This is a genomic window from Amycolatopsis lurida (genome assembly GCF_900105055.1).
GTDB lineage: Bacteria > Actinomycetota > Actinomycetes > Mycobacteriales > Pseudonocardiaceae > Amycolatopsis > Amycolatopsis lurida.
The window spans coordinates 7,811,560-7,823,100 of sequence record NZ_FNTA01000004.1; the positions used below are offsets into that span (position 1 = coordinate 7,811,560).

The following is an 11,541-nucleotide window of genomic DNA, read 5'->3' on the forward strand; positions in this document are numbered from 1 at the left end:
ATGGTCTCACTGTTTCTCGGAGGGTTTCATGACGACGACCACGCACGCCATCGCCGCGCCGTCCCCGGGCGCCGCTCTGTCGCCGACGACGATCGAGCGTCGCGACCTGCGTCCGGACGACGTGCTGATCGACATCGCGTACGCGGGGATCTGCCACAGCGACATCCACCAGGTGAAGGAGGACTGGGGCAGCGCGATCTTCCCGATGGTCCCCGGTCACGAGATCGCCGGCGTCGTCGCCGCGGTCGGCTCCGACGTGACGAAGTACCAGGTGGGCGACCGCGTCGGGGTCGGCTGCATGGTCGATTCCTGTGGTGAGTGCGAATACTGCGTGGCGGGCACCGAGCAGTTCTGCGTCAAGGGCAACATCCAGACGTACAACGGTGTCGGCTTCGACGGCGAGAACACCTACGGCGGCTACAGCCGCCAGATCGTCGTGAAGGACTCCTTCGTCTGCCGCATCCCGGAAGGCATCGGCCTCGACGTCGCCGCCCCGCTGCTGTGCGCGGGCATCACCACCTACTCCCCGCTGAACCGCTGGGGTGCCGGGCCGGGCAAGAAGGTCGCCGTCGTCGGCCTCGGCGGGCTCGGCCACATGGCGGTCAAGATCGCGGTCGCCATGGGCGCCGAGGTCACCGTGCTCAGTCAGAGCCTGAAGAAACAGGAGGACGGCCTGAAGCTGGGTGCGAAGGACTACTTCGCGACCGGCGACGCGTCGACGTTCAAGCAGCTGCGCGGTCGCTTCGACCTGATCCTCAACACCGTTTCCGCGACGCTGCCCGTCGACTCCTACCTTGGCATGCTGCGCGTCGGCGGGGCGATGGTGAACGTCGGCGCCCCCGGCGAACCGTTGTCGTACAACGCCTTCTCGCTGCTCGGCGGGAACAGGGTGCTCGCCGGTTCGATGATCGGCGGGATCGCCGAGACCCAGGAGATGCTCGACTTCTGTGCCGAACACGGGATCGGCGCGGAGATCGAGACGATCTCGGCCGACCAGGTGAACGTGGCCTACGACCGCGTCGAGAACAGCGACGTCCGGTACCGGTTCGTCATCGACGCGGCCACCATCGGCGCGTGACCGCCTGACCGTCTCGTGAGTGGCAAGGACGGTTCTAACCGTCCTTGCCACTCACGAGACCCGGCGGACGGGCGCGGGCTCACATCAGCAGCAGGGGCACGGTGTTCATCGCGGTGTGCGCGGCGATCGGCGCCCACAGGTTGCGGTAGCGCGACCACAGGTAGCCGGTGAACAGGCCGAAGAACCCTTGGAAGGCCACGATCACGCCCAGGGTGAGCGGGAGCGATCCCTGTCCGTGCGTCGGCAGGTGCAGCCACGCGAACAGCAGGGCCGCCAGCAGGATTCCCGGCCACCGCCCGAAAAGCGCCTCCAGCCGGGTCTGCAGCATGCCGCGGAAGAAGACCTCTTCGAGGACGTTCGCCGTGAAGAAGGTCAGCGTGGCGCCGACGGCCAGATACACCGGGTCGGGATAGTCCTCCGAGGTGGGGAGCGGCGGCGCGAGCGGGCCGAGGACGTAGAGCCAGCCGAACACGAGCACGGCCGGGAGCGGCGCGAGCCATCGCCAGGCCTGCCGGGGCAGCCACGTGAGCCGGAACGGATCGGGTTCCCCTCGCGTTCGCAGGAGAAGCAGCGGCAGGATCAAGAACACGAGCGGCTTGGCGAGCCCCCAGATGTCGCGGACCAAAGCCTGCTGTCCCGCCGCCGAAACCAGGAACAACGCCAGCGGCCACAGGAAGGCGATGAGCGCCAAGGCCGTCGCCTGCTTCCGGAGCCTGCCCCGGTCGGTCGGTTCGGGGAGCAGTTTCGGCGCGTGGAGCGGTATCCCGCGGATCAGCAGCATCCCGGCCAGCGCCGGAACCAGGGCTCCGGCCAGGGAAAGCGCCTTGTCCGAATCCGCGGACGGCTTGAGCGTGTCGTGCCCGGTCGCCAGCAGCAGTGCGGGTGCGGCCACGAACACCGCGAGACCGCCGAAGAGGATTCCCCAAACGGGCACTCGTTTTTCTGTCACCGGGACAGGATCTTCGAAGCGGCGCGAGTCCGCGTCATCACTTCGGAGGACTTCAGCCGACCGCGATGACCTTTTCCAGGCTGCGCAGGCACAACGTGAGTGCTTCGTGCTTCGGTGTCTTGTCGCGCACCAGTTCCCACGCCGTGTAGAGCATGCTCCAGAGCAGTTGCAGCAACCACTCTTTCGTCATCGCCGGATCGATCGTGCCCTCGGCGTGCCCCCGTTCGATGAGCCGAAGCAGGCGACGGTCGTCGTCGCTCTCCTCCGTCCATTCAGGCCGGGTCACCAGATCGGGCATGGTGAACAGCAACTGGAAGATGTCGGCGTGCTCGAAGTACTCCTGGCACAGCCGGGCGAGCACCGCCGGGACCGGGCCGTCGTCGAGCCGGGCCCGTTCGGTGCTCTGGGAGATCTTGTCCAGCGCGTCGTGACTGATGGCGTCGATCAGATCCGAACGCTCCGCGAAGTACCGGTGCACCGTGGTGCGCCCGACGTTCGCCGCCGCCGCGATGTCGGCCAGCGAGGCGCCCGGTTGCCTCGTCAACGTCTCGATGGCCGCGTCCAGGATCGCGCGCCGGGTCCTCGCCCGGACACCCGTCTCGGTGACCACACCCTCACTCATGGCCGGTACCGTACCTCGCTCCCGGTATGGAACTCGTTTGACGATTTTAGAACACTCGTGTTCCATTGAGAACCATGAATACTCCACGATTGAAGGTGCTGTGGTCGTTCGCGCGACCACACAAGGGGGCACTCGCGATCGGTTTGCTGCTCGCCCTGCTCGGTTCGGCGGCCGGTCTCGCCACACCCATGGTCACGAAGTGGGTGCTCGACTCGCTCGGTTCGTCGGCGTCGCTGGCGGGTCCGGTGCTGGCGTTGGCGGGCCTGATGGTGATCGGCGCGGTGATCTGGCTGGCGCAATGGATCCTGCTCGGCACCGTCGGCGAGCGAGTGGTGCTGAAGGCACGGGAATCGATGGTGCGGCGGTTCTTCCGCGCGACGATCCCGGCGATCACGAAACGACCGACGGGGGAGCTGGTCACCCGCGTCACCTCGGACACGGTGCTGCTGCGCGAGGCGGCGTCGTCCAGCGTGATCGGCCTGATCAACGGCGTGGTGATGCTCGTCGGCACCCTGGTGCTGATGAGCGTGCTCGACCCGGTGCTGCTGGCGACGACGGTGGCGGCGGTGCTCGTGGTGATCGCGTTGTTCACGTGGCTCATGCCTGCCATCGCGAAGGAACAGGAGAAAGCACAGGACCGCGTCGGCCGTCTCGGTGGCGTCCTCGAAGGCGCGCTGCGGGCGATCCGCACGGTGAAGGCCAGCCGCGCCGAAGCCCGGCAGTCCGAGCGGATCCTGGTCGACGCGGAAGCCGCCGCCGCGCACGGTGTCCGCGCGGTGCGACGGGAGGCCGTCGCCTGGGTGGTGGCCTGGACGGGTATCCAGGCCGCGACCCTGGTGATCCTCGGCCTCGGCGCCTGGCGGGTCGACGCGGGCCTGCTTGAAGTGTCGAGCCTCATCGCGTTCCTGCTGTACGCGTTCGCGCTGATGGAGCCGATCACCGAACTGAGCCAGAACATGACCGCGTTGCAGGCGGGGATCGCCGCGGCCGGGCGGATCCGGGAGATGGACGCGCTCGAGGTGGAAGAGGACCGGGTGCCCACCCGGACGAAGCCGTCGGGTGAGCAGAGCGGCCCGGTGCTGGAACTGCGCGGGGTGACCGCGGGCTACGGCGGCGATCCGGCACTGCGGGACGTGTCGCTGGAGATCCCGAGACGCGGGCACACCGCGATCGTCGGGCCGTCCGGTGCGGGCAAGACCACGATGCTGTCGCTGATCATGCGATTCGTGCGACCGGAGTCCGGTTCACTGCTGCTGGACGGACGCGAGTACGCGGACCTGCCGTATGCGGATGTGCGGGCCCGGCTGGCCTACGTCGAACAAGAGACGCCGATCGTGCCGGGGACGATTCGGGAGAACCTGCTCTTCACCCATCCCGACGCGACCGAGGACGAGGTGCGGCGGGCGCTCGAAGAAGTCCGGCTGAGCGACAAGATCGCCGCGCTGGACGACGGACTGGACACGCCGCTTTCGTCGACGTCGGTGTCCGGTGGGGAACGCCAGCGGATCGCGCTGGCCAGGGCGATCCTGCGCACGCCGGACGTGGTGCTGCTGGACGAGGCGACCGCACAGGTCGACGGCCGGACCGAGAGCGCGATCCACGACTGCATCCGGCGACTGGCGCGCGAGGGCGCCGTGGTCACCGTGGCGCACCGGCTGTCCACGGTGATCGACGCGGACACCATCGTGGTGATGGAGGACGGCCGCGTCCGGGCGAGCGGCAGCCACGAGCACCTGCTCGCCACCGACACGCTGTACCGGGAACTGGTGGAGGCGCTGCGGATCGCGGGGGAGGGCGCTCCGGTGCCCGGCTGATCTTCTAGGCCGGGACGGCGCGGACCCCCGGCGGCATCTCGCGGTTGACCTCGTCGAGCCGGGTGGCGACGGTGCGGCAGGGCTCGCAGTCCGCCAGATGCGCGGTGATCCGGTCCGCCCGGCGGCCCGGTACGCCGCCGCGGAGCCACGCGCCCATCCGGCGCCGTGCCTCCTGGCAGCACCGCGTTCCCGCTTCGGGGACCTGCGCCTGCAAGAACGCCTGGCGGAGACCTTCGCGGGCCCGCAGTGCCAGGACGGAGGCGCCGTTGGGCGAGACTCCCAACAGCGGAGCGACCACTTTCGGCGAGTCGCCTTCCGCTTCGGTCCGCCAAAGCACCGTCCGCCAGCGACCGGGGAGCGCGCAATAGGCGGTCCAGGCCAGCCGGGCGTTCGAGCGGAGGATGAAAAGTTCCTCCGCGCCGATCGTCCCGGCGGCCTCTTCGACCGCCGGGGTCGTGCCGTACAACTCGACCCGCTTGTGGTGGTGACTCCACTTGGCCGCGAGATTCCGGATGGTGACCGCGAGGTAGGGGCGGAGGTTCTCCCGCGGGCCGCCGCCGTCGCGGATGACGCTCAGGACACGTACGAAGGCTTCGGCCACGAGGTCGTCCCGTTCGGCGGGTTCGGAGACCCAGCCCGCGGCGATCCGGCGGAGCGGCCCGGCGTGCCGCCGGAAAAGGGCTTCGCCGGCGGCGATGTCACCGGCGCGGAAGGCGTCGAGCAGGGTGGCGTCCGCCGTGGTGTCGACGTCTTCCCTCATCGCGGTCTCCCGGACGGGCCGATCTGCATACTCAAAGTAACGGGTACGGCAGTGTACCTGCTAACCGGCCGCCGATAAACTCTGGGGGATGACGCCTGAAGCCGACGCGCCGCGGCCGGACGGCCGCGCGGCGCGCTGGGCGGGACAGCGTGAGCGCCGTCGACGGGAGTTCGTCGACGCGGCACTGCGCGCGATCGCCACGCACGGTCCGGAGGTCTCCACCGAACAGATCGCCGACGAGGCGGGGGTGGCGAGGACGCGGGTGTACAAGCATTTCGACGACGCGTCCGACCTGCAGCGCGCGATCGCCGACCGCGCCGTCCGGCTCATCACCGCCGAACTGGCCCCGCTGTGGGATCCGAGCGGCACGCCGATGCAGCTGATCACCGTCGCGGTGGGCGCGCACACCGGCTGGCTCGCCGAATACGGGAACCTCTACCGCTATCTCGCCAGGCACTCTCAAGCCGGGCGGCGCGGCGGCGACGCCATCACCGACGTCAAAACCGCGATCGCCGGGCAGCTCTCCACCCTGTTCGAGCACTACCTCGACACCTTCGACCTGGACGGCCGGATCGCCGAACCGCTCGCCTTCGGGCTGGTCGGACTCGTCGACACGAGTGCCGCGCGCTGGCTGGAGAACCCGGGAGGCATCGAGCTGCCGGAGCTCGCGGCACTGCTGGTGCGATGGATCTGGCGGGTCATCGACGACACGCTCCGTGAACGCGGGATCGAACTCGATCCGCACTCGCCGCTGCTGGTGCCGGGCGCCTGAGCGCTCAGGATGCGGGAGCGGGAATGAAAACCCGCCACCCGATGTCGGAGCCGTCATGGTCACCCCTTTCGACGACCCGGCGTGGGCTTCGCTGACCGGGCCGCACGCCCACTTCGCGGAACGCCGCGGCCAGGTGTTGCGCTATCAGGTCGACGTAGCGCCCTTCATCGCCCTGCCGCCCGAGCCGGACGACGGCGTGTGGGCCGATGTCGCCGCGCTGGCGGGACCCGGCCAGACGGTCATCGTCCACAACACGTTGCCCGTCCCGGCGGACTGGGAAGTCCTCGGCAGGGTCGCCGGGGTCCGGCTGGTCGACGTCGCGCTCGAAGCCGCCGCAGATCCCGAAGCCGTCGTGCTGGGGCCGGACGACGTGCCGGAGATGCTCGACCTCGTGGAGCGGACCAAACCGGGGCCGTTCCGGAAGCGGACCATCGAATTGGGGACATATCTGGGTTTCCGGCGGGATGGTGACCTCATCGCGATGGCGGGGGAGCGAATGCACCCACCCGGCTGGACCGAGATCAGCGCCGTCTGCACCGACCCGGCGTATCGCGGCCGAGGACTGGCGACGCGGCTCATCCGCGCGGTGGCGGCGGGGATCCGGGCTCGCGGCGAACATCCGATGATGCACGCGGCGGCGGCGAACACTTCGGCGATCCGGCTCTACCGGTCGATCGGTTTCGAAGTGGTGCCGCGGCCGGACTTCGTGTCGGTCCGCGTGCCGGGTTCCTTGTGAAGTTGCTCTAACGAGGGATTTCAGAAACTCGCGATGGACTGAACAGCACGGGCGGACCAGACTTCGCGCCATGAAGGCATTGGTCAAAGCCGACCGAGCACCCGGGCTGGAACTCACCGACGTGCCGGACCCCGCCGTCGGCCCCGGCGACGTCGCCGTCCGCGTGCTGCGCGCCGGGATCTGCGGCACCGATCTGCACATCGACTCCTGGGACGACTGGGCGGCGCGCACCATCGCCGCGCCGCTGGTGATCGGGCACGAGTTCGTCGGCGAGGTGGTCGAGATCGGCCGGTCGGTGACGACGGTCAAGGTCGGCGACCTGGTCAGCGGCGAGGGGCACCTCGTCTGCGGAAGCTGCCGCAACTGCAAGGCCGGGCGGCGTCACCTGTGCGCCAGGACCAAGGGCCTCGGCGTGCACACCGACGGCGCCTTCGCGCAGTACGCCGTCCTGCCCGAGATGAACGCCTGGGTGCACCGCACCAAGGTCGACCTCGACATCGCCGCGATCTTCGATCCGCTCGGCAACGCCGTGCACACCGCGCTGTCCTTCCCCGTCATCGGCGAGGACGTGCTGGTCACCGGCGCCGGCCCGATCGGCATCATGGCCGCCGCCATCGCGCGCCACGCGGGCGCGCGCAACGTCGTCGTCACCGACGTCAGCGAGCACCGGCTGGAACTGGCCCGCAAGGTCGGCGTCGACCTCGCGCTCGACGTCTCCTCCTCGACCATCGCCGACGCGCAGGAGCGGCTCGGCATGGCCGAAGGCTTCGACGTCGGCATGGAGATGAGCGGGCGGCCAGAGGCGCTGCGCGACATGATCGCGAACATGTCGCACGGCGGCCGCGTCGCGCTGCTCGGCCTCCCCGCTTCCGACGTGTCGGTCGACATCGCGTCCGTGGTGCTGAAGATGATCCAGATCAAGGGGATCTACGGGCGCGAGATGTTCGAGACGTGGTACTCGATGTCCGTGCTGCTGCAGGCCGGGCTGGACATCTCGCCGGTGGTCACCCACCGGTTCGGCTACACCGAATACGAGAAGGCGTTCGCGACGGCCAGGGAAGGCCGCTGCGGCAAGGTCATTCTGGACTGGACGGAGAACTGATGTACGGCGCGATGCGCGACGACCTCAAGGCCGGGCTCGCCGAGATCCGGGAAGCCGGGCTGTACAAGGGCGAGCGGGTGATCCAGGGGCCGCAACGGGCTTCGGTCAGTGTCGGCGACGGCGACGTCCTCAACTTCTGCGCCAACAACTACCTCGGCCTCGCCGATCACCCCAAGCTGATCAAGGCCGCCCAAGAGGCGCTGGACCGCTGGGGCTTCGGCATGGCGTCGGTGCGGTTCATCTGCGGGACCCAGCAGCCGCACAAGGAGCTCGAGGCGAAGCTGTCGGAGTTCCTCGGCACCGAGGACACGATCCTCTACAGCTCCTGTTTCGACGCCAACGCCGGGCTTTTCGAGACACTGCTGACCGACCAGGACGTCATCATCTCCGACGAGCTCAACCACGCGTCGATCATCGACGGCGTCCGGCTGTGCAAGGCGAAGCGGATGCGCTACCGCAACCGTGACGTCGCGGATCTGGAAGCCCGCCTGCAGGAGGCGTCCGGCGCGCGTTACCGGATGATCGCCACCGACGGCGTGTTCTCGATGGACGGTTACCTCGCGCCGCTCGACGAGATCTGCGAGCTGGCCGAGCGCTACGACGCGCTGGTGATGGTGGACGACTCGCACGCCGTCGGTTTCACCGGCCCGACCGGTCGCGGCACGCCCGAGCTGTTCGGCGTCCAGGACAAGGTCGACGTGCTGACCGGCACGCTCGGCAAGGCGCTGGGCGGCGCGAGCGGCGGCTACACCTCCGGCCGCGCGGAGATCGTCGAGATGCTGCGGCAGCGCTCGCGGCCGTATCTGTTCTCGAACTCGCTGGCGCCGTCGATCACCGCGGCCGCGCTCGCCACCCTGGAACTGCTGGACTCCTCCGGCGAGCTGCTGGACAAGCTGCGCGCCAACACGGAGCTGTTCCGGCGCCGGATGACCGAGGCCGGTTTCGACCTGCTCCCGGGTGAGCACCCCATCATCCCCGTGATGATCGGCGATGCCGCCAAGGCGGGCAAGATGGCGGATCTGCTGCTCGACCAGGGCATTTACGTGATCGGTTTCTCCTACCCGGTGGTGCCCCACGGCAAGGCCCGGATCCGGACCCAGATGTCGGCGGCGCATTCGACCGACGACGTCAACCGGGCCGTCGACGCGTTCGTGACGGCAAGGTCCATGATGGACGAATGATCGATCCGCGACGGCTGCGCGTGCTGCGCGCCCTCGCCGACCACGGCACCGTGACGGCGGCGGGCCAGGCACTGCACCTCACGCCGTCCGCGGTCTCCCAGCAGCTGGCCGCACTCGAAGCCGAGTGCGGCCAGCAGCTGCTTCGCCGCCGGGGCAGGCGGGTTTCGCTGACCCCCGCCGGCGAACTGATGGTGGTGCACGCCAACGCCGTCGCCGCCGAACTCGAACGGGCGCGGGCGACGCTGGCCGCGCTCGATTCCGGCGTCCAGGGCCTGGTGCGGCTGGCGAGTTTCGCCTCCGCGATCACGATGGTCGTCGCGCCGGCGATCGCCTCCCTGCGTGCCGGTTCGCCCGGGGTCAGCATGCAGGTTCAGGACGTCGAGGGGCATGCGAGCATCCCGCTGCTGCTCGACGGCGAGGTCGATCTGGCGATCACCGAGGAGTACCGGCTCTCGCCACGGACGGATGAAAGCAGGCTCACCCGGTTCCCGCTGTACGTGGAGCCCTTCGACGTCGTGCTGCCCACCGCGCACCGGCTCGCGGAAGCGTCCGAAGTGGACATCGACGCGCTCGCCGACGACGAATGGATCGCGCCGAAACCCGGGAATCCGTGCCGCGACGTGCTGATGATCGTGTGCGCCAACCCGGCGATCCGGCACGTCTCCGACGATTTCCACGCGATCACCACCCTGGTCGCCGCCGGCGAGGGCGTGGCACTGGTGCCGCGCAACGCTTTCGCCGCCGTACCCGGCGCTGTCGCCGTCCCGTTGCGCGGCGAGCCACCGCTGCGCCGCGTGTTCGCCGCCGTCCGGCGGGGGAGCGCCGACCATCCGCTGCTCAAGACCGTGCTCGCCGCACTGCTGGACGCCGCGCCGGGTCATGCGAATGCGGGGCGGGGGAGTCGCACTTAGGATCGTCCTCACCTGCCGTCGAAGGAAAGACAGGGTGCGGATGCTCCAGATCGATGCCCTCACCTGGATCGTCACGATCGGACTGGTGCTCGGGCTCCTCGCACTCGATCTCATCCTCGCGGCGGTGCGGCCGCACAAGGTCGGCTTCGGCGAGGCGGTGGCCTGGTCGGTCGGCTACATCCTCGTCGCGGTGGCGTTCGGTGTCTGGCTGACGCTCGCGCACGGTGGCGACTTCGGGCAGCAGTACTTCGCGGGGTACATCGTCGAGAAGAGCTTGTCCGTCGACAACCTCTTCGTCTTCGTGATCATCATGAGCACCTTCGCGGTACCCGAAGAACATCAGCACAAGGTACTCACGTTCGGCATCGTCGTCGCGCTGATCATGCGCGCGATCTTCATCGCACTCGGCGCCACGCTGCTTTCCTTGTTCTCCTTCATGTTCCTGTTGTTCGGGCTGCTGCTGATCTACACCGGCGTCCAGCTGTTCCGGCATCGCGACGAGGATCCGGACGTCGAGAACAACGTGGTGGTGCGGTCCGCGCGGAGGCTGCTGCCGCTGTCCACCGAATACGACGGTGGCAAACTCGTCACCCGCTTGGACGGGAAGCGGGTGGGCACGCCGCTGGTCGTGGTGCTGCTCGCGATCGGCGGGATCGACCTCCTGTTCGCACTGGACTCGATCCCCGCGGTCTTCGGCGTCACCGACGAGCCGTACCTGGTCTTCGCGGCCAACGCCTTCGCCCTGCTGGGCCTGCGTGCGCTGTACTTCCTGGTGAAGGGCCTGCTCGATCGCCTGGTGTACCTGTCGGCCGGGCTCGCGGTGATCCTCGGGTTCATCGGGGTCAAGCTGATCCTGCACTGGGCACACGTGGACATCGACGAGAGCGTTCCGGAGATCTCGACGCCGGTCAGCCTCTCGGTGATCATCGGCATCCTGGTCGTGGTGACGGTGGCGAGCCTGCTCAAGACCCGCAAGGATCCGTCCGCCAAGGCACATCCGGGCTCGCTGCGCGGATCCCGCCACGCTTCCGAGGAGGATTAACGCCAGCCTCGTTCGAGGAGGCCGAAGATCCGCTCGACGTCCTCCCTCGGGTCCGGGCGGCCCCTGGTGAGGGCCGGAATGTCCAGCACGAAGCGGGCGAGGGCGTGGCAGGCGATGTCGTCGGAATCCGCGCCGGTCTCTTCGGCGATGGCAGTGCCGAGAGCCGCGGCGTGCCGGGTCCACATGCGCTCGCCGTACTCCTGCAGTGCGGGGGTGGAGGTCACCAGCGCGGTGAACTCCGCGTACTGGGGATGCGTCGTGAGCGGAAGCCAGGTGGCGAGCACGTACGCACGCAGCGCCTCGACGATGCCCTGGCCCTCTGCCCGCTCCCGGACGGCGGCGACCAAGCGTTCTTCGCGGTCCTGGGACTCGTCGAAGACCAGCGCCTCCTTGCCGGAGAAGTGCTTGAACAACGTCGTCGTCGAGACGTCGGCCGCCTCCGCGATGTCGCGGATGCTCACCTGGTCGTAGCCCCGCGCCAGGAACAGGTTCAGTGCGGCGTCCGCCAGGGCCTGGCGAGTGGCCGCCTTCTTGCGTTCACGCCGTCCCGGTGTCTCCATGACCGCACCCTACC

12 protein-coding genes are annotated in these 11,541 nt (G+C 68.9%); 8 read left to right on the top strand and 4 right to left on the bottom strand.

Annotation, left to right across the window (positions count from 1 at the left end; translation table 11 throughout):
- Positions 1-28 precede the first annotated feature (28 nt).
- Complete coding sequence (locus tag BLW75_RS42010; RefSeq protein ID WP_034316841.1) at positions 29-1,078, top strand: NAD(P)-dependent alcohol dehydrogenase; 1,050 nt, start codon at positions 29-31, stop codon at positions 1,076-1,078.
- A gap of 79 nt (positions 1,079-1,157) precedes the next feature.
- On the opposite strand, the gene BLW75_RS42015 is transcribed toward BLW75_RS42010, so the two are convergent.
- Both BLW75_RS42015 and BLW75_RS42020 read right to left on the bottom strand, forming a co-directional pair.
- Positions 1,158-2,027, bottom strand: coding sequence for a CPBP family intramembrane glutamic endopeptidase (locus BLW75_RS42015; RefSeq protein ID WP_034316838.1), 870 nt, complete (start codon positions 2,025-2,027; stop codon positions 1,158-1,160).
- Positions 2,028-2,079: 52 nt separating this feature from the next.
- Positions 2,080-2,649: a TetR/AcrR family transcriptional regulator gene (locus BLW75_RS42020; protein ID WP_034316835.1), complete on the bottom strand. Its 570-nt coding sequence runs from the start codon at positions 2,647-2,649 to the stop codon at positions 2,080-2,082.
- Between the two features lie 74 nt (positions 2,650-2,723).
- On the opposite strand from BLW75_RS42020, the gene BLW75_RS42025 reads away from it, so the two are divergent.
- Positions 2,724-4,463 carry an ABC transporter ATP-binding protein gene (locus BLW75_RS42025; protein WP_241783847.1) on the top strand — a complete coding sequence of 580 codons (1,740 nt, stop codon included), beginning with the start codon at positions 2,724-2,726 and terminating at the stop codon, positions 4,461-4,463.
- A gap of 4 nt (positions 4,464-4,467) precedes the next feature.
- Here BLW75_RS42025 and BLW75_RS42030 read toward each other — a convergent pair whose 3' ends face one another.
- Positions 4,468-5,223: a zf-HC2 domain-containing protein gene (locus BLW75_RS42030; RefSeq protein ID WP_034316829.1), complete on the bottom strand. Its 756-nt coding sequence runs from the start codon at positions 5,221-5,223 to the stop codon at positions 4,468-4,470.
- Between the two features lie 88 nt (positions 5,224-5,311).
- Between BLW75_RS42030 and BLW75_RS42035 the strand changes: the two genes are divergently transcribed.
- The 6 genes from BLW75_RS42035 (at position 5,312) to BLW75_RS42060 (ending at position 10,967) form a co-directional block, all read left to right on the top strand.
- Positions 5,312-5,995 (top strand): TetR/AcrR family transcriptional regulator, encoded by a 684-nt coding sequence (locus BLW75_RS42035; RefSeq protein WP_034316826.1) that lies wholly within the window; start codon positions 5,312-5,314, stop codon positions 5,993-5,995.
- Between the two features lie 55 nt (positions 5,996-6,050).
- Positions 6,051-6,731, top strand: a complete 681-nt coding sequence (locus BLW75_RS42040) for a GNAT family N-acetyltransferase (protein WP_034316822.1) — start codon at positions 6,051-6,053, stop codon at positions 6,729-6,731.
- 70 nt (positions 6,732-6,801) lie between these two features.
- Positions 6,802-7,833, top strand: coding sequence for an L-threonine 3-dehydrogenase (tdh, locus tag BLW75_RS42045; protein WP_034316818.1), 1,032 nt, complete (start codon positions 6,802-6,804; stop codon positions 7,831-7,833).
- Positions 7,833-9,014, top strand: a complete 1,182-nt coding sequence (locus tag BLW75_RS42050; protein ID WP_034316815.1) for a glycine C-acetyltransferase — start codon at positions 7,833-7,835, stop codon at positions 9,012-9,014. The genes tdh and BLW75_RS42050 overlap by 1 nt, the downstream gene beginning before the upstream one ends.
- Positions 9,011-9,925, top strand: coding sequence for a LysR family transcriptional regulator (locus BLW75_RS42055; protein WP_034316813.1), 915 nt, complete (start codon positions 9,011-9,013; stop codon positions 9,923-9,925). The genes BLW75_RS42050 and BLW75_RS42055 overlap by 4 nt, the downstream gene beginning before the upstream one ends.
- Positions 9,926-9,965: 40 nt before the next feature.
- The gene (locus BLW75_RS42060) at positions 9,966-10,967 is read left to right on the top strand and encodes a TerC/Alx family metal homeostasis membrane protein (RefSeq protein ID WP_034316947.1); all 1,002 of its coding nucleotides are present in this window, start codon (positions 9,966-9,968) and stop codon (positions 10,965-10,967) included.
- On the opposite strand, the gene BLW75_RS42065 is transcribed toward BLW75_RS42060, so the two are convergent.
- Positions 10,964-11,527, bottom strand: a complete 564-nt coding sequence (locus tag BLW75_RS42065) for a TetR/AcrR family transcriptional regulator (RefSeq protein WP_034316810.1) — start codon at positions 11,525-11,527, stop codon at positions 10,964-10,966. The two genes, BLW75_RS42060 and BLW75_RS42065, sit on opposite strands and share 4 nt — an antisense overlap.
- Positions 11,528-11,541: the final 14 nt, after the last annotated feature.